This window comes from Devosia sp. YR412, assembly GCF_900110945.1.
Lineage (GTDB): Bacteria > Pseudomonadota > Alphaproteobacteria > Rhizobiales > Devosiaceae > Devosia.
This window is the reverse complement of the sequence record NZ_FOFL01000005.1, coordinates 119094-142341: the sequence shown is the minus strand read 5'-3', so window position 1 is coordinate 142341 and position 23248 is coordinate 119094. Positions and strand designations below refer to the sequence as shown.

The 23248-nt window shown below is 62.9% G+C and carries 20 protein-coding genes and 1 pseudogene; 3 read left to right on the top strand and 18 right to left on the bottom strand.

The window, feature by feature from the left end; all coding sequences use genetic code 11:
* Positions 1-20 precede the first annotated feature (20 nt).
* Genes BM045_RS16095 through BM045_RS18770 form a run of 3 tightly spaced genes read right to left on the bottom strand, consistent with a single transcriptional unit; the run spans position 21 to position 2711 of the window.
* A complete protein-coding gene (locus BM045_RS16095) occupies positions 21-1061 on the bottom strand; it encodes an ABC transporter ATP-binding protein (RefSeq protein ID WP_170848545.1) in 1041 nt (346 codons plus the stop codon).
* A 4-nt stretch (positions 1062-1065) separates the two neighbouring features.
* On the bottom strand, positions 1066-1848 hold the full coding sequence (locus BM045_RS16090; protein WP_170848544.1) for an ABC transporter permease: 783 nt from the start codon (positions 1846-1848) through the stop codon (positions 1066-1068).
* Positions 1845-2711, bottom strand: a complete 867-nt coding sequence (locus tag BM045_RS18770; protein WP_139198822.1) for an ABC transporter permease — start codon at positions 2709-2711, stop codon at positions 1845-1847. The genes BM045_RS16090 and BM045_RS18770 overlap by 4 nt, the downstream gene beginning before the upstream one ends.
* 389 nt (positions 2712-3100) lie before the next feature.
* On the opposite strand from BM045_RS18770, the gene BM045_RS16080 reads away from it, so the two are divergent.
* Positions 3101-4177: an SMP-30/gluconolactonase/LRE family protein gene (locus tag BM045_RS16080; RefSeq protein ID WP_139198821.1), complete on the top strand. Its 1077-nt coding sequence runs from the start codon at positions 3101-3103 to the stop codon at positions 4175-4177.
* 196 nt (positions 4178-4373) lie between these two features.
* On the opposite strand, the gene BM045_RS16075 is transcribed toward BM045_RS16080, so the two are convergent.
* The 12 genes from BM045_RS16075 to BM045_RS16020 all read right to left on the bottom strand — a co-directional run bounded on the left by BM045_RS16075 (position 4374) and on the right by BM045_RS16020 (position 16777).
* Complete coding sequence (locus tag BM045_RS16075) at positions 4374-5093, bottom strand: LrgB family protein (RefSeq protein WP_092185066.1); 720 nt, start codon at positions 5091-5093, stop codon at positions 4374-4376.
* Complete coding sequence (locus tag BM045_RS16070) at positions 5090-5497, bottom strand: CidA/LrgA family protein (protein ID WP_210185033.1); 408 nt, start codon at positions 5495-5497, stop codon at positions 5090-5092. The genes BM045_RS16075 and BM045_RS16070 overlap by 4 nt, the downstream gene beginning before the upstream one ends.
* Positions 5498-5686: 189 nt before the next feature.
* On the bottom strand, positions 5687-6919 hold the full coding sequence (locus BM045_RS16065; RefSeq protein WP_092185065.1) for a metal-dependent hydrolase family protein: 1233 nt from the start codon (positions 6917-6919) through the stop codon (positions 5687-5689).
* Between the two features lie 9 nt (positions 6920-6928).
* A complete protein-coding gene (locus tag BM045_RS16060; RefSeq protein WP_092185064.1) occupies positions 6929-7903 on the bottom strand; it encodes an ABC transporter ATP-binding protein in 975 nt (324 codons plus the stop codon).
* Positions 7893-8897, bottom strand: a complete 1005-nt coding sequence (locus tag BM045_RS16055; RefSeq protein WP_092185220.1) for an ABC transporter ATP-binding protein — start codon at positions 8895-8897, stop codon at positions 7893-7895. The genes BM045_RS16060 and BM045_RS16055 overlap by 11 nt, the downstream gene beginning before the upstream one ends.
* 56 nt (positions 8898-8953) lie before the next feature.
* Complete coding sequence (locus BM045_RS16050) at positions 8954-9898, bottom strand: succinylglutamate desuccinylase/aspartoacylase family protein (protein WP_092185063.1); 945 nt, start codon at positions 9896-9898, stop codon at positions 8954-8956.
* A 16-nt stretch (positions 9899-9914) separates the two neighbouring features.
* Complete coding sequence (locus tag BM045_RS16045) at positions 9915-10769, bottom strand: ABC transporter permease (protein ID WP_092185062.1); 855 nt, start codon at positions 10767-10769, stop codon at positions 9915-9917.
* A 5-nt stretch (positions 10770-10774) separates the two neighbouring features.
* Positions 10775-11755, bottom strand: a complete 981-nt coding sequence (locus tag BM045_RS16040; RefSeq protein ID WP_092185057.1) for an ABC transporter permease — start codon at positions 11753-11755, stop codon at positions 10775-10777.
* 45 nt (positions 11756-11800) lie between these two features.
* Complete coding sequence (locus tag BM045_RS16035) at positions 11801-12973, bottom strand: M24 family metallopeptidase (RefSeq protein WP_092185055.1); 1173 nt, start codon at positions 12971-12973, stop codon at positions 11801-11803.
* A complete protein-coding gene (locus BM045_RS16030; protein ID WP_092185053.1) occupies positions 12973-14145 on the bottom strand; it encodes a M24 family metallopeptidase in 1173 nt (390 codons plus the stop codon). The genes BM045_RS16035 and BM045_RS16030 overlap by 1 nt, the downstream gene beginning before the upstream one ends.
* A 64-nt stretch (positions 14146-14209) precedes the next feature.
* Positions 14210-15745, bottom strand: coding sequence for an ABC transporter substrate-binding protein (locus tag BM045_RS16025; RefSeq protein WP_092185051.1), 1536 nt, complete (start codon positions 15743-15745; stop codon positions 14210-14212).
* Positions 15746-15772: 27 nt separating this feature from the next.
* Positions 15773-16777 (bottom strand): GntR family transcriptional regulator, encoded by a 1005-nt coding sequence (locus BM045_RS16020; protein ID WP_092185049.1) that lies wholly within the window; start codon positions 16775-16777, stop codon positions 15773-15775.
* A gap of 190 nt (positions 16778-16967) precedes the next feature.
* Between BM045_RS16020 and BM045_RS16015 the strand changes: the two genes are divergently transcribed.
* Complete coding sequence (locus BM045_RS16015) at positions 16968-17939, top strand: aldo/keto reductase (protein WP_092185047.1); 972 nt, start codon at positions 16968-16970, stop codon at positions 17937-17939.
* An 11-nt stretch (positions 17940-17950) separates the two neighbouring features.
* Positions 17951-19117, top strand: a complete 1167-nt coding sequence (locus tag BM045_RS16010; RefSeq protein ID WP_092185045.1) for a DUF885 domain-containing protein — start codon at positions 17951-17953, stop codon at positions 19115-19117.
* 518 nt (positions 19118-19635) lie between these two features.
* Here the strand turns inward: BM045_RS16010 and BM045_RS16005 are convergent.
* The 3 genes and pseudogenes from BM045_RS16005 to BM045_RS15995 form a co-directional block, all read right to left on the bottom strand.
* A pseudogene (locus BM045_RS16005) lies at positions 19636-21088 on the bottom strand (NAD-dependent succinate-semialdehyde dehydrogenase).
* Between the two features lie 19 nt (positions 21089-21107).
* Positions 21108-21941 carry a bile acid:sodium symporter family protein gene (locus tag BM045_RS16000; RefSeq protein WP_244523030.1) on the bottom strand — a complete coding sequence of 278 codons (834 nt, stop codon included), beginning with the start codon at positions 21939-21941 and terminating at the stop codon, positions 21108-21110.
* A gap of 165 nt (positions 21942-22106) precedes the next feature.
* The gene (locus tag BM045_RS15995; protein ID WP_244523023.1) at positions 22107-22808 is read right to left on the bottom strand and encodes a gamma-glutamyltransferase; all 702 of its coding nucleotides are present in this window, start codon (positions 22806-22808) and stop codon (positions 22107-22109) included.
* Between the last annotated feature and the right edge of the window lie 440 nt (positions 22809-23248).

Here is a 23248-nt window from a genome sequence, read left to right as displayed (position 1 = left end):
TCTCCCAATCTCCCTTGGTGCTAGCTGGCCAGTACGCGTACGGCCGCCGGATCGAAACTGACCGATACGGCCTCTCCCATGCTGAACCGCGCCACCGAAGTGGGAATGCGGGCAGTCACGGGACCATCTGCTGTGTCGACGACATAGGCATTCTGCTCGCCCAGATAGGTGGACGAGGAGACCTGCCCCGGTATCGCCCCTTCGCGATGCCCGGCCGTGATCGACACACGCTCGGCTCTAATGGCCATCCGGATTCCCTCACCCGGTGCCACATCGATTTTGTCGGTCGCAATGACCGTGTCCCCGATCGCCAATTCCTGCGCGGAGCGCACCTTGGCGTCGAAAATGTTCTGGAAGCCCATGAAATTGGCGACGAATTCGTTGGCCGGGTTTTCATAGACGTCGACGGCCGGAGCGATCTGCTGGATCACGCCGGCATTCATCACCGCCACGCGGTCGCTCAGCACCACGGCCTCTTCCTGGTCATGGGTGACGAAGATGGCGGTAATACCCAATTCCTTGGTCAGCCGGCGCAATTCGACCTGCAGCGTTTCGCGCAGCTTGCGGTCGAGCGCACCGAAGGGTTCGTCGAGCAGCAGGGCGGTCGGATTGGTGACGATGGCGCGGGCAATGGCCACGCGCTGCTGCTGGCCGCCGGAGAGCTCATGCGGCATGCGGGTCAGATAGGCATCGAGCCGCACAAGGCTCAGCGCCCGCTTGACGCGATCTTCGCGCTCGGCCTTGCCAACGCCCTGCATCTTGAGACCGAAGGCAACATTGTCGGCCACGCTCATATGCGGAAACAGCGCATGGGACTGGAAGACCATAGCAATGCCGCGCTTGTGGATCGGCACTTTGGTGACGTCGCGCCCTTCGAGCACAATGCGGCCCTCGTCGATATCGGCGAGGCCGGCAATCGAGCGCAGCAAAGTGGTCTTGCCGCAGCCGCTGGGGCCGAGCAGGGTCACCAGCTCCCCCTTGTCGATCTGGGCCGAAACCCGGTCGAGCACACGCAGCTTGTTGTAGCTCTTGGTTACTGACTGGATATCGAGTGCGGGCAAGGCCTTAGGCTCCCAGAGTCTTGCGCAGGCCGGCAAAGCGCTCGAGGGCGATTGCGACGACCAGGGCCATCAGGATGAGAAGGGTGGAGACAGCCGCGACCGATGGATCGAGGTTGTATTCGACATAGCTCATCAGGCTCAGCGGCAGCGTGTTGGTGCGCGCATTGGCGAGGAAGAGCGAGATGGAGACATTGTCGAAGGAGATGATGAAACCAAAGATCATGCCCGCCAGCAGGCCGGGGGCCAGGCCTGGCAGCGTGACGTGGAGGAAGGTGCGCAGGCTATTGGCGCCGAGCGTGCGCGCAGCTTCCTCGGCCAGCGGATCGAGCCGGACCAGGCTCGCGCTGGTGGTGCGCACCAGATAGGGCAGCACGATCAGCACATGCGCCGCTATCAGCCGCGTGCTGCCGCTGGAAAAGCCCAGCCGCGATGAGGCCAAGAGGATGGCAAGGCCGATAACCACGGAAGGCACAACCAGCGGCGCCAGCAGGATGGTCTGCAGCACTTCCCGGCCCGGCAGGCGGCCACGGGTGATGGCGAGCGAGGCGGCAATGGCCAGCGGCGTGGCGATGGCCGTCGAGCTCACGGCGAGCCAGAGGCTGTTCCAGGCGGCGGAGGTGAATTCCGGCCGCGCCAGGGCATAGGCATACCAGCGCAGGGTGAAGCTCTGCGGCGGAAATTCGAGGATTTCGCTGGTACCGAAGGAGCTGAGCGCGATAACCACGGTCGGCGCCAGGATGAAGGTGAAAAGCAGCGCGATGACCACGCCAAAGAAAAGCCTGTTCATTGCGGGCGCCTCTGGGCGGGAGACAGCAGCGTGGTCAGCGTGCCGAGACCAAGCACCACGGCCGCGGCAACGAGCAGCAGCAGGAATGCCATGGCCGAGCCGGTGCCCCATTCATAGAGATTCACGAAATTCTGGTAGATCAGCGTCGTGATGAAGTTGGGCCCGCTTGGCCCCAGCACGGCCGGGGTGACATAGGCCGAGATCGACAGCGAGAAGCAGAGCGTCACCCCTGCCCCAATGCCCGGCACGCAGAGCGGCAAGAGGATATGCCACCAAACCCGCGCCCGATTGGCGCCCAGAGTGGAAGCAGCCTCGCTGATCGCCGGCTCGATGCGATCGAGCGCCGCGACCAGCGACAGGACCATGAAGGGCAGCACGATATGGACGAGGCCGACGCCGATGGCGAAATCGGTATAGAGCAGCCGGATCGGCGCCCGGATCAGGCCGAGCCCCATCAGCGCGTTATTGATGACGCCATTATTGCCCAGAATAACGATCCAGCCATAGGAGCTGGCGACCATGCTGACCAGCAGCGGCGAGAGCACGACAATGGCGATGGGCGAGCGCCAGGCGGCTGGGGCGCGGGACATCAACGAGGCCAGCGGAAAGCCGAGCACTAGCGCAACCACGGTTACGCAAAAGGAAATAACGAAGGTGCGCCCGGCAATGCCCAAGAAGAACCCATCTGTTAACAGATCGGAATAGTTGCTGATGGTCGGACCGGTCACGTCCTGCAACATGAAATCGCCGGTCAAGGTGCTGAAATTCAACAGGTAATACAATGGAATGCCGAGCACCACACCGAGCATCAGCATGGTGGGAAAGAGTAAGGCGGTCGAGCTGAACTTAGACAAGAAAGGCATGACGGCTCCTGCGATAGTCACCGTCCTTCATGTGCCTGTCATCTGTCAACAGTTTGTTTGAAGTTGTGATGGCAGCCATTCGTCGTAGGCGCGATCGAAATCTACTGGCGACAAAACCTGAGGGCGCGCCGGTTCTCAAACTGCACCGGCCTGCCCATAAGTCTGGGATTTCAGGCTGACGAATTTATCGTTTTGACCGCTCGATCGTATGTCACTACATGTCTGTGCTTCAACACATGGGGTAATTCGCGCCAAAACTGACCGCCCTCTCGCAGCGATGTTTGGCCCGACAACACCAAGTTCTCTTCGCATAACACCCAAAAAGCCAACTGTTGACAGTTGAAAGATTGTGGATGTTTAATTTGTGCCGTCTTTTGGAGGGAATGCAAATGAAGACAAATCTTACAGGACTTTTCGCATCCCAGTCGGCGATGGCTCTGCTTCTGGCCTTGTCGACTGCACTCGGCACCGGCGCCAGTCTTGCCCAGGAAGCAGGTTGCGACGCGGCGTCGCCGGCCATCGTTTGCAAGGTAGTGAGTGCTGAGGATCTAGTGCATGTGCCCAGCACCGATTGGGTGCTGGTCAGCAGCTACAGCACGCTCAACTCGTCTGGAGAGGGCTTGGTCCTGCTCAACAGCAAGACGCTTGAGCGCCAGGTGGTCACTTGGTCGACGGCCGATGGGGCCGGGGAAGGCTGCCCCAGCACGCTCGAGCAGACAGAGCTGTCGCCACATGGCATTTCGATCCACCAGGAAGAAGATGACGGCCTGACGGCATATGTTGTCAATCACGGCCGCCGCACTATTGAAATGTTCGACGTGACCCTTGCCAAGGACGCTCCGCAGTTTGCCTGGAGCGGCTGTGTGGTCCTGCCAGAAAGCGTCAATCCCAATGCGGTGGTGGCATTGCCGGACGGCCGCCTTGCCGTCAGCGCTTTCTTGGTCAATGGCGACGAAACGGCGACGGAAAAGTTCTTCGCGGGGGAGAATACCGGCTTCATCGCGCTCTGGCATCCCGAGGCAGGCTGGTCGGAGCTAGCCGGGAGCGAGGCCTCCGGTAACAACGGCGTCGAAGTCTCACCCGACGGAAAATATCTCTTCGTGGCGGCCTGGTCTGGCGCGGAAATCATGCGCCTGACGATCGACGCCATGCCTTATGAGCGGGTGTCCATCCCCGTCGATTTCTTGGCAGACAATCTGCACATGAATGGGGACGGCCAGTTGCTTGCAGCAGGGCAGTCTGTGACGCTTGAGGAAGGGTTCAGTTGCCTCGGTCCGGACTCCCCCATCGTCTGCCCCCTCAAGACCAAGGCGGTCAGCATCGATCCGGAAACACTTGAAGTTGCCGAGCTTTTTACCCTCGACGGATCGCCCGAATTTGGGGCCGGCACCACTGTGCTTGAACTGACCGACGAATATTGGGTCGGCACCTTCCGTGGCGACGCAATAGCCCGCGTCGCCCGCTAACGAGCCCGGGGGCGGCCATTCCCAAGATGTTGGCAGCTTGGCCGCACCACACCTGCACTTTCAGTGCCTGTCGCCGCCCCCTATCTCCACCGGCTTTCACAGCAATGTCAGCTTTGATTATGTTCACAGTCGAGATGCTTTGACCGAAATGGGGTCGCATCCGGACCGACCGGTCGTGGCGAGTTGTGATGACGGTTTAACCCCAACCGAGCGCGAGCAGTCCCACGATAAGCAGGCTGGTGAAGGCGCCGTTTAGCGCCATGGCAATGCCCGAAAAGGCGCCGCCGATATCGCTGACCTGCAGCGCCCGCGCCGTGCCAATGCCATGTGAGGTGAGGCCCACGGCAAAGCCGCGCGCGGCGTAATTCTTGATCTGCAAGGCATCCATCAGCGGCGTGACTACGACGGCCCCGGTGATGCCGGTCAGGATGACCAGCACCGCCGCCAGCGACGGAATGCCGCCCAGCGACTTGGCCAGTTCCATGGCGATGGGTGCCGAGACGGACTTGGGAGCGATCGAGGCGAGGACTTCCAGCGGCGCGCCGAAAGCCCAGGCGATGGCGACGGCGCTGCCCATCGCGGTCAGCGAACCAGCCACCAGCGCCACGACGATGGGCAGTAGCGAGCGACGCACGGCGGCGAGGTTGCGGAACAGCGGCACGGCCAGTGACACCGTCGCCGGCCCAAGCAGGAAGTGCACGAATTGCGCGCCCTCGAAATAGGTCGGGTAGCTGATCCCGGTGGCCAGCAGCACGAGGATCACCAGCGTGGCGCTGATCAGCACGCTATTGGCCAGCGGGCTATTGCCGAGCAGCGCCGCGAGACGCAGTGCCACGACATAGGCCAGCAGCGTCACCGCCAGCCAGGTCAGTGGCGAGGCGGCAAGATAGACCCAGATCTGCCCCAGCCCGGTCATGCGGATGTCCTCGCCATCAGCTTTTCGGTGAGGAGGAAGGCGCCGACCGTCACCAAGAGGGTCAGCAGCGTCGAGGCGACGACGGCGACTAGCAGCTGGAAACCCCAGGTTTTGATCAGCTCACCATGCTGCATGATGCCGACCGCCGAGGGCACGAAGAGCAGCGACAGTACGCCCAACAGCCCATTGGCCACCGAGATCACCGTACCGGCCTGCTTGCGGCCTACGCAAAGCAGCACCAGCAACAGCACCATGCCCACCACCGGCCCCGGCAGCGCCACGCCCGGCACGGCCAGCCGCAACAGCCCGACCAGCGCCTCGCCAGCCAGCTGACAGAGGATCAGCACCACAAAGCCAGCGACCATGTCATTGGGATTGAGGCTGTGGGGCGGAATATTGGTCATGAGGGGTTCAGTTCGGCAGATGGTTAGGTGTTACAACGAACACTAGGACAATTCGGCGCCCCCATCACCCCACCCTCGATCCCTCCCCATCAAGGGGAGGGAAGGTCGAATGAAGAGCCTCGGCTCTTTCGATTCCCTCCCCCTTGTGGGGAGGGTGGCCCCGAAGGGGTCGGGTGGGGATTCTTGGGGCTAGATGGCCCGCTTGGCGAACTTCCCACCAGCCATGATAGCCGGCATATGCGCCCCCCCCCCCTGCAGCAGGGTAATATCGCTCAGCGGGTCACCATCCACCACCAGCAGGTCGGCAAAGGCGCCGGCGGCGATCACGCCCACCTGCCCCTCCAACCGGCACAGCCGCGCGCCAATCGTCGTGGCCGAGCGGATGATTTCGGCTGGCGTCAGCACCTTGGCCAGCAGTTCAAATTCCATGCAGTGATATTTGCGCAGCTGGCCCAAAAGGTCCGAGCCAAAGGCCATAGGCAGGCCGGCGTCGCGCATCACTTCGAGCGAACGCAGCCCGCCAGAGCGCACCACTTCGATCTTGGCAAATTCCGCCGCGCCCAGGCCCAGCGCTTCGCCCTCGATATGCAGCGCGTCATAGGCCACCAGCGTCGGCACAGCGATACAGCCTTTTTCGGCCGCCTTGCGGGCGGTTTCGGGCTCGATCAGATTGCAATGTTCGAGGCTATGCACGCCTAGTTCGATGCAGCGCCTGATGGCCTTGTCAGTATAGACATGTGCGGAGACATAGAGACCGGCATTGTCCGCCTCTTCCACCATGGCGAGGATTTCCTCGCGCGAATATTGGATGGAATGGATCGGGTCATTGGGCGAGGAAACGCCACCATTGGCCATCACCTTGATGAAATTGGCGCCCTCCTTGATCATGGTGCGGCAGGCCGCGCGGACATTGTCGACGCCGTCGACAATGAGGCCCATCGAGCCCAGACGATCGGAGAAAATCCCCGGCCGGTCGTCGGTGCGGGGGCGCAGGTCGGCATGGCCGCCGGTGGTGGTAAGGCCCTTGCCACAGATCACCAGCCGCGGCCCATCGAGCAGGCCTTCGTTCACCGCCCGCACCAGGCCATAATCGGCCCCGCCGAGATCGCGCAGGGTGGTGAAGCCGCGCTGCAGCGCCTCGGTCATGACGCGCGCCGAGCGCAGGGCCGAGAGGGAGCTGGGGGCGATCATATTGCCCCAGAGATCGAGTCTTTCGGCCACGACATGCACGTGGCAGTCGATCAGGCCCGGCATCAGCACTTTGCCGGCAAGGTCGATTGTGGTGGCGTCGGCGGGAGCCGCAATATTGGCTCCAACCGCAGTGATGCGATCGCCCGAAACCAGCACATCGAGCCCGTCGCGCAAGACACCCGCCTCGGCATCGAGAATACGGCCGCCGGTGAAAAGATAGGTCGTGGTCATGGAGCAAACTCAGCGGTGGTGGCAGGCAACGAGGGCGCCGTCGTCGCGCGGGGTCAGGGCGGGCTCGTCCCGGCGGCAGATGTCGGTGGCCAGCGGGCAGCGCGGGTTGAACGGGCAGCCTGATGGCTTACGCGTCGCGCTGGGGATATCGTCATTGGTGGCCGAGAAACTGTGGCGCTTGCGCGGATCGCGGGAGGGCGCCGAGCGCATCAAGAGCTCGGTGTAGGGATGGCCGGGCGAGGCGAAAATCTTGGTCTTTGGGGCGATCTCGACGATCTTGCCCAGATACATCACCGCCACGCGATGCGAGATGAATTCCACCACGCCCAGATCATGCGAGATCGAGAGGTAGGACACGCCCAAATCACGCTGCAGATCGCTCAACAGGTTGAGGATCTGTGCCTGCACCGAAACGTCGAGCGCCGAGACCGGCTCATCGCAGACGATGACGTCGGGATTGAGCGCCAGCGCCCGGGCAATGCCGATGCGCTGCCGCTGGCCGCCCGAGAACTGATGCGCGAAATTGTCCGCCTGATCGGGCCGCAGGCCGACGCGCTGCATCAGTTCAGCGACGCGGTCGTCGCGCTCGGCCCTGGTGCCGATCCTGTGCACGTCGAGCGGGGCACGAATGATGTCCTTCACCCGCTGCCTCGGATTGAGCGACGAAAATGGGTCCTGGAAGACGATCTGCATGCGCCGGCGATAGCTCTTAAGCGCCGAGCGATTGAAACCCTTGATCTCCTGCCCGTCGAAACGGACCTGCCCGCCGGTCGGCTTGACGAGACCCATCAGCGCAAGGCCCGTGGTGGACTTGCCGCAACCGCTTTCGCCGACGAGGCTCAGCGTTTCGCCACGGTTCAGCGAAAAGCTCACGCCATCGACGGCCTTGACCGCCCCCACCTGGCGCTGCAGCACGCCGGCGCGAATGGGGAAATGGACTTCGAGATTGTCGACGCTGAGCAAAGGGGTCGCATCAGGCTGCATTGTCATGCTCCCAGCAGGCGGCCCAATGGCCGGGGCGTTTTTCGGTAAAGGGCGGGCGCTCTTCGAGGCAGCGCGCCGAGGCGCCGGGGCAGCGCGGGGCAAAGGCACAGCCCTTGGGCAGGTCCCAGAGCGGGGGGACGGTGCCGGCAATATCGGCGAGGCGGTCGCCATTCTGGCTCGAGGCACCCGAGCCGGGCACGGCACCCATCAACCCGATCGTATAGGGATGGAAGGGCCGGTCGAAGAGATCATAGATCGAGGCTTCCTCGACCTTGCGGCCGGCATACATCACGATCACCCGGTCGGCGACTTCCGACACCACGCCAAGGTCGTGGGTGATGAGGATCTGCGCCGTGCCAAGGCGCTTCTGCAGGTCGGAAATCAGCCCTAGGATCTGCGCCTGGATGGTCACGTCGAGGGCCGTGGTCGGCTCGTCGGCGATGATGATCTTGGGGTCGCAGGCCAGCGCCAGAGCGATCATGGCACGCTGGCGCATGCCGCCCGAGAGCTCATGCGGAAACTGGGTGGTGCGGCGCTCGGGGTCGGGCATCTGCACCATGCGCAGCACCTCCACCGCGCGCTGGTCGGCTTCCTTGTGGCTGCATTTGCGGTGCTGGCGCACGCTTTCGGCAATCTGCTCGCCGATGCGCAACACGGGGTTAAGCGCGGTCAGTGGCTCTTGGAAGATCATGGCGATTTTTTCGCCGCGGAAATCCTCGGTCTGGCGCTGGTTCATGGCGAGGAAATCCTCGCCATCGATCAGGATCTTGCCACGCGAAATGCTGGCGGCATCGGGCAAGAGGCGCAGCAGCGACAGCGCCGTCATCGACTTGCCGCAGCCGCTTTCGCCGACGATGCAAAGGGTTTCCCCGGCATGCACGGAAAAACTCATGTCGGAGACGACAGCGAATGAGCCCTGTGCGCCCCGGATCTCGATCTCGAGATCGGAAACCGCCAGAACGGACGCTTGGGTACCAGTCTTTGTTTCGCTCATCGCCATCGTCTCCATATGCCGGGCCAGGAGGGATCAGCCCCGGCAAAGGTTGAAAATCAGTCGGTCGCGCCGTCGAGATTGCCGACCATGAAGGCATAGTCGCCGCTCTGGACGACGTTGCGCGTCAGGTGCTGCATGATCATCACGCCGTTTTCGAACGGGGTCTTGATCTCTTCGAGCACTTCGAAATTATAGGGGCTGACCACGCGGCCGAGCAGCTGGCCGCCCTTGATGGTCTCGCCATTGGCCGGGCACAGCGGCTCGATGAAGCCGCCTTGGCTCGGGCGGATGCCGGCCAGTTCGGTGACGACGATCTGCTTGGGATTGGGCGTCGGCTCGCCGGCAATCGTGCCGGTGGTCTTGAGCATGTTGATGACGCCGTCGACGGTGCGCTTGATATAGGGGGTCTGGTCGACGATACCGCCGCCCAGCTCGACCACGACGACCGGGATATTGCGGGTGTCGATGGTCACCGACTTGGTGGTCCCGCCGAAGACCGTGCCCTGCTTGTTCTCGACCGGGCGATAGAGCACCGTCGAGCCAAAGGCGCGGGACAGCTTCTCGTCGTTCCAGATATAGACATAGTCGACGGTCGGGCGATCGGTGCCCGAATGCAGGTCGATATGGACGTCGATGACATTGAGATATTGCTCGGTCAGCGCATGGGCCAGCTGCTGGCTATAGGTGCCCTTGGGATTGCCGGGGAACTGGCGGTTGAGATCAACCTTGTCGATCGTGGCAAAGCGCTCGTTGACGGCAAAGGCCGACGGATTGGCGACCGGCAGCAAGAGGATCCGGCCCTTGAGCGGCTGGTCCTTGATCAGCTCGAACAGTTCGAGAATGGCCTGGCTGCCGGTATTCTCATTGCCGTGGATCGAAGCTGAAATGCCGATGGTGGGGCCATCCTCCTCGCCCACCAGCTCATGGATGAACAGCACGGCATCGCTGCCATCGGCATTGGTCGTGAACTTGGGCCGAAGCTGGTTGATGATCTTGACCATTCGCTTATTCCTTTGCTTATTTGGCCTTTCCGGCCTTTGCTCCGCCACGGGACAGCTGGCGGGGATCAAGAACGTCCCGCAAACCGTCGCCGAGGAGATTGAAACCGAGCACGGTTACCATGATGGTCGCGCCCGCGATGATGGAGAGCCACGGCGCGTCGCGCATGAAGCGGGTGCCGTAGGAGAGGGTCCAGCCCCAGGTGGGTGCCGGCGGCGGTAGGCCGAAGCCGAGGAAGCTCAGTGCCGATTCCGAGATGATCGCCGTGCCCAGCCCCAGCGAGGCCAGCACGATGATCGGCCCGATGGCATTGGGCAGGATTTCCTTGAAGATGATCCGCGCCGGGCTGGCGCCGATGGCACGGGCCGCCTGCACATAATTCTGCTCACGCAGTACCAGGGTCGTCGAACGCACGACGCGGGCATATTCGGTCCAGGCCACGACGATGATGGCGAGGGACACGTTCATGATGCCCGGGCCAAGCACCGCGACGATAGCCAGGGCCAAAACGATGGCCGGAAAGCCGAGGAAGATGTCGGTGATGCGCATCAGCACCAGATCGACCCAGCCGCCGAAATAGCCGGCGACAAGCCCCACTGTGGTGCCGATAGCCGCCGAGACCGCCACCGAGATGACGGCGATGGTCAGCGAGATGCGGGCGCCATATACGAGGCGTGACCAGAGATCACGACCGAAATTGTCGGTCCCGAGGATATGCTCGAGGGTCGGGCCCTCGAAGCGGTTGCGCATGTCCATCTGCTCGATGCCATGGGTGGTGACATAGGGCGCGAAAATGGCCAGCAGGATGATGGTCAGCGAGATCAGCGCACCGATGACCAGCGAGGTGTTCTGGAGGGCTTTGGGCAAACGCATGGAAATCACCCGAGCCGGATGCGCGGATCGACCGCGGCATAGAGAAGATCGACCACCAGGTTCACCAACGCGAAGACGATGGCGAAGGTCAGCACGATGCCCTGGATGAGCGGCAGGTCACGCTGGGAAATGGCGGCAATGGTCAGCTGGCCGAGGCCCGGCCAGGCGAAGATGGATTCGGTCAGCACGGCGCCACCGAGCAGCGCACCAAAGCGCAGGCCGATTACTGAGAGCACGGGCAGCAGCGCATTGCGCAAAGCATGGCGCACCACCACCCGGCCCTGCCGCAACCCCTTGGAATAGGCGGTGCGGACGAAGTCCTCGCGCAGCACTTCGAGCATGGACGCCCGCACCAGGCGCGAGATGATGGCGGCCGAATTGGCAGCCAGGGCCAGCGCCGGCAGCGCCAGATGGGTCAGGCTATCCCACAGCACCTGCGGGCGTCCGGTCACCGCGGCCAGCAGGGCCTCGGGCAGCGGGACGCCGCGACCGATGGCTGGCAGCCAGCCGAGCTGGACCGCAAACAGCAGCATCAGCAGCAGGCCCAGCCAATAGACCGGCATGGACACGCCGATCTGGGCAAAGAGCATGGTCACGGTATCGATCCACGACCCCTGGCGGATGGCCGCCACCACGCCCAGCGTCAGGCCGATGAGCGTGGCAAGGATCAGCGCCACCACGGCGAGCTCGATGGTTGCACCCAGCCGGCCGAGGATGATTTCCGAGACGGCCTGGTTCTGGAAGATCGAGCGCCCCATGTCGCCGCGCAGCAGCGCCGCAAAATAGTCGAACAGGCGGACATACCAGGGGTCATTGAGACCAAGGCTGTTGCGCAGGTTGAGAATGGCCTCGGGCGTCGCGTCCTGGCCGAGCAGCACCGCCGCCGGATCGCCGGGGATGATGAGCAGCAGGCCAAAGGTCACGATGACCATGCCGATGGCCATGGGAATGAGCAGCAGAAGCCGGCGTATGACATAAGACAGCATCGCGTCAGCTCCTTTCCTGGATTAGGGTTTGTCGGTTGCGGTGCATCATGCCAGCACGATGTCTTCGAAATTGCGCGGATAGACGGTGAGGCTTTCCGGCCCGTCCGCGGTCACCAGCACCGTATCGGCGAGGCGGAAGCCGCCGACGCCGGGCACGTAGAGGCCGGGCTCACTGGAGCAGACCATGCCGGGCTTGAGCAGGGTCTGGTCGCCCGCCTCAACCCATGGGCTTTCATGGAAGGCGACGCCCATGCCGTGGCCGACGCGATGCTTGACGAAGGGGGTCATGCCTTGGCCATGCAGGTAGCTGAGCGCCGCCACGTCGGCCGAAGCGCAGGTCTCACCGGCAATCAATCCGGCCGTGCCGATGCGCTGACCTTCCTGGGCGATGCGGTAATAGGTCTCGTGCTCCTTGCTCGGGGTGCCGAGCACGAAAGTCCGCTCGCTTTCCGAGGCGCGGCCGCCGACGCGGCAGCCCAGCGACAGGATGAAGATCTCGTTGGGCTCGAGGCGGCGCGCGCTTTCGATGCCATGCGGAAAGGCCGACTTGACGCCGCCATTGATCAGCCCGCCGGCAAGGGTCGCCACATGCAGCACGTCCTCGTGCTCATTAGCCATGATATCGAGCGCATGGCGCACCACATGGCGCTCCAGCTCGATTTCGCTGGGCAGCGGTTTGCCGGAGCGAAAGGCTTCGGTGACCAGGTCGACGCCGGACTGCACCATGGCGTCGGAAATCCGCCCCGCCTCGCGATGCAGCCGCACCTCTTCGGGATATTTGATCTGCCGCATCGTCGTGACCATGCCGGTCGGGATCACGTGGGCGTCCGGCCAGGTTGTCGCCAGTTCCGCCGCGCGCCCCACCGACATGCCATAGCCATGGGCAATGGTGCCGCGGATCGGGCCAAGCGCCCGCGCCAGCACATCGAACGGCCGGTCGACGCCGGGGAATTCGAAATAGACCACGCTGTCGGCGGCCACCTTCTGGCTCAGCGCATAGTCGCGTTCCAGCTCGGGAATGAGCAGGAAGGCCGATTGCGCCGTCAGCGCCAGAGCAATGGGCCGTTCATTGGGCCGGAAGGCAAAGCCGGTGGTGTAGAGCACGTCATCGGCCGCATCGAGCAGCAGCAGGTCGATGCCCGCCGCTGCCATGCCGGCGCGGATGTCGCGCTGCACCTTTTCGTAAAATTCTGGCCCGAGGCGCTGCACGAAAGCCATTATGCGATGACCACGTCTTCGAGCTTGCGCGGATAGTGGGTCATGCTGTCGGGACCTTCTTCGGCGATCAGCACGGTGTCGGCGATGCGATAGCCGGCAAAGCCATGCACGAAGATCGCCGGCTCCGACGAGGTGATCATGCCGGGTTCGAGAATGGTGTCGTCGCCACCTTCCACCCATGGCGCCTCATGGAACATGATGCCCATGCCATGGCCGACGCGATGCAGCAGATATTCGTCCATGCCGCTGTCGCGGATGAATTTGAGCGCAAGATTGTCGGCCGAGGCGCAGGAGTGGCCGGCGATCAGCGCGGCGGTCGCCATGCGCTGGGCCTCATAGGCCACGGCATAGTGGCCCTCCTGTTCCTTGCTCGGCTCGCCGATGAACAGCGTGCGCTCGCTTTCCGCGGCGCGGCCACCAACGCGACAGCCAAGTGACAGGATAATGCTCTCGCCGCGCTTGACCGGATTGCCGGTCGGCATGCCATGCGGATAGGCCGAGCGCGGCCCGGAATAGACAAGGCCCGAGGCGAGGCCCTGCACCAGCATCTGGTCATCATGCTCGTCGAACATGATCTTCATGGCATGGCGGGAGACGAAGCTTTCGATCTCGATTTCCGAGGGCAATTCCTTGCCCGAGCGCATGGCATCGCGGATCAGCTCGACCCCGGCGATCACCATTTCATCGGAAATGCGCGACGCCTCGCGATGCATCACGATCTCTTCGGGATACTTTTTCAGACGCATCTGCTGCACGATGTTGCTTGGCACGACACGGGCATTGGGGAAGGCGGCAGCAATCTGCGGGATGCGCGCGGCGGAAATGGCGGGGCTATGGCCAACCGTACCCTTCATGTCGGGGAAGGCGCGACCAAGCACGGCAAAGGCCGGGTCGATGCCGGGGAATTCGAAATAGATGATCGGCTCGGCCGCGATGTCCTGATGCGCCGCATGGCTCTCTTCGAGCTTGGGCAGCAGCAGCCAGGCGCCGGTCTGGGTGATGGCAAACACCACCGGACGCTCGGTCGTATAGTGGGAAAAGCCGGTCGTATAGATGACGTCGTCATTGCTATCGAGCAGCAGCATGTCGACGCCGCTCTTGGCCATCCGGGTGCGGATGTCGGCATGGACCTTGGCATAGAAATTCGCGCCCAGGCGCTGGGTAAAACTCATCTCAACATCTCCCCGGAAAAAATACCGGCCAGAACCGAGGGCTCCGGCCGGTCAGTCGGTCAGGTTAGTCGGTGAAACCGATCAGGCCGCGCAGGTTGCCGCGCGGGGTCGCCTGGACTTCAACGGGCAGGTCCTTGGCGTAGAACATCTGGTAGCCCTGGGCGGACACGATGTAATACGGCAGCTCTTCAGCGAGGATCGTCGCGGCGGCCTGGTAGGCCGTTGCGCGGCCAGCCTGGTCGAGGGTCGAGCGGCCGGTCTGCAGCAGCTCATCGACTTCCAGATTGGAATAGCCACCCCAGTTGGTCGAGCCCCCTGTGGTCAGCTGGGCGAACATCAGGCGATCGGGATCGACGATGTTAAGCCAGCCGAGCAGCGCGATCTGGTGCTTGGACTGCTGCACGTAATTGGTCGAGAAGCTCGGCCAGTCGCTGATCTGGGCCGTAGCTTTGACGCCGGCGGCCTCGAAGATGGCCTGCAGGAATTCGATCGACTGGACGCGATTGCCGTCTTCGCTGTGGGTTGCCAGCGTCACCGCGAGGTCGGCACCATCCTTGTCGAGCACGCCGTCGCCATTGCTGTCGGTCCAGCCCAGTTCGTTGAACAGCGCCACGGCGCCTTCGATGTCGAAGGTGGGCTGGGCGATGGCATCGGAATAGGCCCAGGACGAGGGCAGGATGATCGAGTGGGCCACCTGGTCGACACCCTGGTAGATGTCGTTGACGATGGTTTCCTGGTCGATCAGCATCGAGAAGGCCTGACGCATCTTGGGGTCGGCCAGCAGCGGGTCCTTGGTGTTGAAGTTGATGTAGTTCACACCCAGGCCAGCCACGATGACATTGCCGAAGCGGTCATCGGCGGCGAGGCGCTCGATGTCCTGCGGCGCCAGCGGGGACTGGATCACGTCCAGATCGCCGGCTTCGAAAGCCTGCGAGCGGGCGGAATTGTCGCCGATGATGCGGATGGTGACATTGTCCATGGTCGGAGCACCGCGCCAGTAGGCGTCATTGGCCTCGAGCACGATCTCGGAACCGCGGTTCCACGACACCAGCTTCATCGGGCCGGCACCAACCGGGTTGAGCGCGATGTCAGCACCGCCTTCGACCAGGGCCTTGGGCACGATGCCGACGTCGAGATAGCTCAGCAGCGGCGCATAGGGTGCGTTGAGCGTGAACTTGACGGTCAGCGGATCGACGGCTTCAACGGCGGTGATCGGCGAATAAAGCGCGCGGGCCGGAGCGTTGAAGTCGGGATTGGTCAGCGTCGTATAGGTGAAGACCACGTCATCGGCGGTCAGCGGGCTGCCGTCCGAGAAGGTCAGGTCGGGCCTGAGCTTGAAGATGAAGGTCTGCGGATCGGGATTTTCCCAGCTTTCTGCCAGGTCCGGAACGGCCTCGAGGCTCGGCGTGATATGCACCAGGCCCGAATAGATGAGGTCCGCGGTGCGCGACGCGGTGGTGTCGCGGGTGAGACGCGGATCGAGTGTGCCGGCGTCCACATCGGTCCCCACAACCAATGTATTGTCCTGCGCGAAGACGGTCTGCGCCGGCATGAAACCCAGGGCGACGAGCGCCGTGGTAGCCAATAGTAGTTTCTTCATTCCCTGTTCCCTTGCATTGAAGATGCACTACGCAGTTCTGCGTTCTCCAGCCTGGTCAGCCTTGGCCTGCCGAAGCTCGGCAAGACGCGGCGCCAGGATGATTTCAAGCGCGCTCGGATCGAGCGCATGGCGATATTCGAAGCATTGCACATTGGCCGGTGCGAGCTGCACGATGTGGTCGGCGCCCGAGGCATAGACCACGGCATCGGAGCTGTTGATGATCTCGGCGAGGTCCGGCGCGGAGGACCAAGTGACGCGGATGTCCGAGACATGCGGCGCAAACTCGCGCACGCTGGGACGCATGATGGCGATATAGTCCTGGAAGTGGGTGACGGCGGCGACGCGGGCCCGGGAGTCGAGCCCCGCCAGATTCTGCCGCGTGCGCTGGCTCGGCAGCATGCGCAGGCCCACGACGTCGGCTCCGCTCACCAGCGAGCGCACTTCGGCCTCGCGATGGCTGAAGGTCACCACCAGGTCCGCGGCCTTGCAGAGGCGCAGTTCCGGACCGTCGGCGCGGATGCTGTCGATGGTGATGAGATCGATGACATCGCTCGGGCCCACAACGCGACGCGCCTGTTCGACATAGTCGCGGCCGGGCCCCTCGAAGATGCAGACAAAGGCAATGGACAGCCCGATGGACGGGCGACGCATCTGCGCCCGCGCATTGATCATCGAGACCAATGCCATGGGCGAGACGCCCAGGCCCTCGGCCTTGGTGATGATGGATTCTATATCGCTGCGCAGGGCATTGATCGGCTGATGGTCTTCCTGGAGCTTGCCCGGATCGCGTGCGGTGAAGGCGCCAAGGCCCGCCCGCATCTCGATCAGCCCCTCGTCGCGCAGCTGCTGATAGACCTGGCTGACCGTCATCGGCGCAATGCCGATGTCCGCCGCCAGCTGCCGCACCGACTGGAGCTTCGTGCCATAGGGCATGTCACTGAAGGCCAGCATGTAGCTCAGCAGGCCATGCAGCTGGGTCCCGACCGGAACCGGGAGCGACTTGTCGATGCTGGAGGCGTCGATGCTGAACATGTGTACTACCGGTTTGATACACCAACCGTAGCGAGAGCCTTTTCAGACCGCAATAGCGTCTGGGAAAAATTTGTACACAGTTTGCATTCGCCAAATTTATGTGCAGATTACCCGGAATCGGCGGCCCTTCGACGAACTACGCAAACGCGGAGTCAGCCGGGGTACGGCCCAGGCTCTACGAGGTGTACTAATGGATTATATCAACCTTGGCCGGACGGGCCTCAAAGTGTCGCGCCTGGCGCTGGGCTGCATGACCTTTGGTTCGCCCAACTGGGCGCCCTGGGTGCTCGATGAAGCCGCCTCGCGCCCGATCATCGCCCGGGCGCTGGAACTGGGGATCAATTTCTTCGACATGGCCGACATGTATTCGACCGGCGCCGGCGAGGAAGTGGTCGCGGCTGCCCTGCGCGACGTGCCGCGCCACAAGCTGGTGCTGGCCACCAAGCTCTACAATCCGATGAGCCAGGATCCCAATGACCGGGGCCTGTCGCGCAAGCATATTTTCGAGGCAGTGGACGGGAGCCTCAGGCGTCTCGGCACCGACTATATCGACCTCTACCAGCTGCACCGCTTCGACTATGACACCCCGATCGAGGAGACCCTCGACGCGCTCAACGATGTGGTCCGCGCCGGCAAGGTGCGCTATCTCGGCGCCTCCTCCATGCATGCCTGGCAGTTCATGAAGGCGCTCGGCCTGCAGCGCGCCAATGGCTGGGCGCCCTTCGTTTCCATGCAGCCGCATTACAACCTGATGTATCGCGAGGAAGAGCGCGAAATGCTGCCGCTCTGCCTTTCGGAAGGCATCGGCGTCATCCCGTGGAGCCCCCTCGCCCGCGGTCGCCTCGCCGCCCGTGCCGAAAGCGACACGACCCGTGCCCAGACCGACAAGACCGCCGGCGCGCTCTATGACCGCTCGCAGGCCCAGGACGATGCCGTCATCGCTGCCCTGCGTGCCGTCGCCGCGCGCCATGGCCGCCCGCCCGCCCAGATCGCCTATGCCTGGGTGGCGACGCGCCCGGCCATCACCGCCCCGATCGTCGGCATTTCCAAGCTCCATCAGTTCGACGACGCCATGGCCGCGCTCGAGGTTTGCCTCAGCGCCGACGACGTCGCCGAACTCGAGGCGCCCTATAACCCCAAGCCGCTTGCCGGCCACCAGTAGGAGCTTTGCCCATGACCATCGGCACGGATCTGGCCGAACTCACCGCCGGCATCGACGCCCTCTATCGCCGCACTCCGCGCAGCGACGGCTTTCTCGACAAGGAGGGCCTGATCCCCGTTGCCATGGCCGAGGTCACGCCGACCCCGCTGGCCGACTATGTGGAAGCCCGCGCAAAGCTCGATGCGCTGAGGGACAGGCTGCCCGCCGAGGCCGAAAGCGAACTGCGCGCCGACTATGTCGGCGAAATGGTGGATTCGCTCCTCGCGCTGGTCACCACATTCGAGGCCGGCGCGATCAGCTTTGCCGACCGCGTCGCCCGCCAGATCCGCGTCGAGACACAGCTGGTGCCGCAGGCCGAGCTCGACGGCTATCGCAACACGATCCGCGAAAAGCTCGACGAGTTGGGCTATGCCGGCGGCACGCTGGCAGAAGACTTCGCCCGTTACGAGGAGCAGGCCCGCGTCCCGGTCGATCAGGTGCTCGGCGTGCTCAGCGACTATATCCGCGAGGCGCGTGACCGCACCGTGGCGGAAATGTTCCCGGCCATGGCGGATGAATGGATGGAGCCGGTCGGCGTCACCCAGGTGCCCTTCTCGGCCTATTGCGACTTCGCGACGCGGAAAGTTCTACTCAACCTCGACTTCCCCTACACGCGCTTTTCCCTCAAGCACCTCGCGACCCACGAGGTCTTCCCCGGCCATCTCGTCCACATGAAGCTGCGCGAGGAAATGGTGGCCGATGGCCGCATGCCGCTCGATGGCGCCCAGGTCGTGACCAGTTCGGCCAGTTCTGCGCTGTTCGAGGGAATTGCCGACAATGGCATGGAATTCCTCGACTGGCTCGATGACCCCGAGGACGCGCTGGGCGTCGCCACCCAGCGCCTGCGCAGTGCCCTGCGCTGCAATGTCGCCTGGATGATGCACCAGCAGGGTATGACCCTGGACGAAATAGTGCCAATCATGGCCGAGCAGGGCCTGCAGGATCCGGTCACCGCCCGCTCGCGCCTCGCCTTCCTCCACCACAACCTGCGCGCGCCTTTCGTCTATGCCTATTACGGTGGCGAAATGGCCGTGCATGCTGTCTGGAAGACCGTCCCTGTGAAGCGGCGGGCGGAATTCTGGCGCTACCTCTATGGCAACATGCACACGCCGGCGACCTTGGCACGCCATTGGCGCTGAGCAGTTCCGAGGGATGTTTTTTTCACCGCGCCCCAGGACTTGCAAGCGCAGCTGGCGAGGGACATTAGGATGCAGAGACTTCACCGTAGTTTCGTCGCTTGGCTTGTGGCCTTGCCACTTTGGATACGCCTTGCCTAGACAAAGCGCCCGTCCGAATTGCCCAAAGCTTTCGACGGAAACTCCGCTGAAATGCAGGAGGATCCTGCTGCCAGCGACGCATTACTTGAGCGGCAAGAGCCTCAGCAAGTGATCGTTCTGGACGGATTATTGCACCTACCGCAACACTGATGGAACGCGCCGGTCAATTGGCTGTGCGCACCGTCATTCTTCCGTTTGGCAGGGTCCGCTTCCAGGATAAACCACTGATCATTTATTGGTCCGCAATGGGGTCGAATTCAGACCGGCGAGCTCCGGGTGGGATGCGGACTGACCGCTAACGGGGACGAGAACCACGAAGCAGACGGTTGAGAAATTCCAACAGCCAAACAAATTCGGTTGAGCGGATGGTCACTCTAGCTTCAAGCGGGGTCGATTGCGATACTCACATACTTGGTATCGAGGAATTCATCGATGCCATGATGAGCGCCCTCGCGGGAATGGCCGCTCTGCTTGATACCGCCAAAGGGTGCCAATTCGGTCGAGATGGCCGCCGTGTTGACCCCGACCATGCCGTACTCCAGCATTTCCATGACCCGCCAGATGCGGGACAAATCACGCGAGAAGAGATAGGCGGCGAGGCCGAATTCGGTGTCGTTGGCGTAGCGGACGGCCTCATGCTCGCTTTCGAAGCGGAACACAGCGGCGATAGGACCAAAGGTTTCCTCGCCAGCGATCAGCATATCGGCATTCGCATCGACCAACAGCGTCGGCGCGAAGAAGGTGCCGCCCAGGGCATGGCCGCCCACTTCGATCCGCGCACCCTTGGACAGGGCGTCCTCGACATGAGATGCGACCTTGGCCACCGCCTTGTCCGTGATCAGCGGCCCCTGCTCTATTCCCGCTTCGAGGCCATCGCCGACCTTGAGCGCAGCGACAGCGCTGCCCAGGCGCTCGACAAAGGCATCGTGAATGCTGGACTGAACATAGATGCGGTTGGCGCAGACGCAGGTCTGGCCCATATTGCGGAACTTGGCCCGCATGACGCCGGCCACGGCCGTATCGAGATCGGCATCGTCGAACACAATAAGTGGCGCATTGCCACCCAGCTCGAGCGCCATTTTCTTAATGGTGGGCGCTGCCTGGGCCGCCAGCAGCCGCCCGACCTGGGTCGAACCGGTGAAGCTGACCACCTTGACCGCGGGATGCTGGGTAAAGACCATTTCCAATGGCCACGGCGTCGCCAGTCAGGACGTTGAACACACCGGGGCGAATACCCGCCTCGTGGGCCAGACGGGCCAAAGCAAAGGCGGTCAGCGGTGTCTCGATGGCCGGCTTGAGCACCACGGTGCAGCCTGCGGCCAAGGCAGGCGCCACCTTGCGCGTGATCATGGCTGCCGGAAAATTCCACGGCGTGATGCAGGCGACGACGCCGGTCGGCTGACGAACCACAAGATTGCGGGCATAGGCGCGATGGCCGGGCAGAATTTCGCCGACAATACGCTCACATTCCTCGGCATAGAATTCGACGAATCCGGCGGCATAGTCGATCTCGCCCAGGGCTTCGGCCAATGGCTTGCCCTGTTCGGCAGTCAATATCCGGGCGAGGCGCTTGCGATCGGCCATGATGAGATCGAACCAGCGCCGCAGGATACGCGAGCGCTCCTTGGCCGGCAGCTTCGGCCATGGACCGGCAAAGGCACCTACCGCTGCCTGAACGGCCGTCTCGGCCCCGGCCTGCCCCAGCCATGGCACCTGGCCGAGGACCTCTCCTGTCGCTGGATTGGTGACCGGCTCGATGGCTTCACCGACAAAGGCGCCGCCGATATAGCACTGCAGCTCCAGCGTGGTGGGCAGGTCAGTCAAGGGGGACATCACCTATCCTTTGGACATGTCAGGCAACCTGCATGGTCGTCAGCCGATGGGCCTGCCTTTGCGCAAGCACGGCACAGACAAACAATTGCAGCTGGTGGAACAGCATGAGCGGCAGCACTATCAGGCTGATGGACTGGCCGACAAACAGGATATTGGCAATCGGCAAGCCGCTGGCTAGGCTCTTGGTCGAGCCGCAGAACAGCATGACCATGCTGTCGGCGTGGGTCAGCCGGGCAGCCCTAGACGTCAGTATACTCGCCCCGATGATCACGGCCAGAAGGACGATATCGGCCGCTACCAGCAGAATGAGCGTTGTCCCGCTGACCTGCTGCCAGATACCGGCGACCATGCCGGCGCTGAAGGCGGAATAAACGATGAGCAGGATCGAGCCGCGATCGACGAACAGCGTCACCTTCTTGTGCCGGACAATCCAGGCGCCGATCCAGCGGCGCAGCAGCTGGCCGACGACGAAGGGCAGCAGGATCTGCACTGCAATGCCGAAGACGGCATCGAGCCGGATGCCCATGCCGCTGGTGGAGAGCAGCAGCGCCGCCAAGGCGGGTGTCACAACGACGCCTACCAGATTGGAGAGCGATGCGGCGCAGACGGCGGCCGGTACATTGCCCTGGGCCATGGAGGTGAAGGCAATGGATGACTGGACGGTCGAGGGCAGAACGGCAAGGAACAGAATGCCCAGCGCGATCGACGGATCGATCCATGGCGCAAGGCTCCAGGACAGGCCGAGGCCAACCAGCGGGAAGACCAGATAGGTCGTGCCGAAGACCAGCAATTGCAGCCGCCAATTGGTCAGTCCGGCGACGACGGAAGCGGTATCAAGCTTGGCGCCATAGATGAAGAACAGCAGCGCAACGGCAATTTAGGCCACGGTCGAGACCAACTGTGCCGATGCGGGCAAACCGTGGCTAACAGAACGGTACCGGCGAGCAGGAAAAGATAGGTATCGAGGCCGATACGCTTGAGACGGGCAGACAGTGACATAGTGCTAAATCCGGCGGCCTTAGAAGCCAATTGCGGCTCCGTCCTTGCGATGATCCGACCCGCCGACATAGCCGTGTTCCAGCCGGTGGATGATCTGTGCACCACCAAAGGCAAAGGCCTGATCGGGGCTTTCCATGGTGATCTCATGGCCCAGCCGCCGAAGCGCAGCAACCGTCTCCGGCGGCATTTCGGCCTCCAGCGCCAGTTTTCGTCCGGAGACGAAGCGCCAGCGCGGGGCATCGCTTGCGGCCTGCGGATCCTGGCCGAAGACATTCATGCGCAGCAGCATCTGCAAATGCCCCTGGGCCTGCATGGGCCCACCCAAGACGCCAAAGCTAGTCAGCGGCCCGCCGGTTTTCATGATGAAGCCAGGAATGATCGTGTGAAAGGGGCGCTTACGCGGCCCGACCTGATTGGGATGGCCGGGCTGCAGGGTGAAGCCAAGGCCACGATTTTGCAGGTGGATGCCAGTTTCGGGCACCGCCACGCCTGAACCGAAGCCGGAATAGTTGGACTGGATGAAGCAGACCATCATGCCGTCGGAATCGGCAGCGGTCAGATAGACCGTGCCACCGGCGGTTGGTGCGCCGGCACCGAAATCGCCGGCCTGCTCCGCGTCGATCAGCGTGGCGCGGGACTTGAGATAGGTCTTGTCGAGCAGCGCGCGCACGACCCGCCGACGGAACGCCGCAAGGAGCCGGGCATACGAGGTTTTTGCCAATGTAGTTCTAATGGAAATCGAGGCGGCTCGGGTCAAAAGTCTGGAGATGACAGATTGGCAGTCTCGTCGGATAGCGTCACGCGCATTGATGAACGTCGAATGGCTGACGGATCGGTTGTCCGACCTAGACGCTGCCGCAGACTTTTTTCAAGCTCGACGTCAACGGGAAGCTGCCGCCTGAGATGCACTTCGGTAAGACAAGGTTCAATCCAGGCAAGCCCAAAACGACCAATAGTGAAGGAAGGCAATCCTTTGATTTTGATACGAAATTCAAAACGACCGCAGCTTCTACGTTAAAAACCCCATCGGACCGCAGCAACTAAAGTGGTCGTATGCATCAACCACTGTCACCGTGTACGCTTGGCTGGGGCTGTCGGAGGGACAGACAGGCACGAACCACAGTGAGCCCACAATTGATCACCCCTGCACGCTCAACCTTC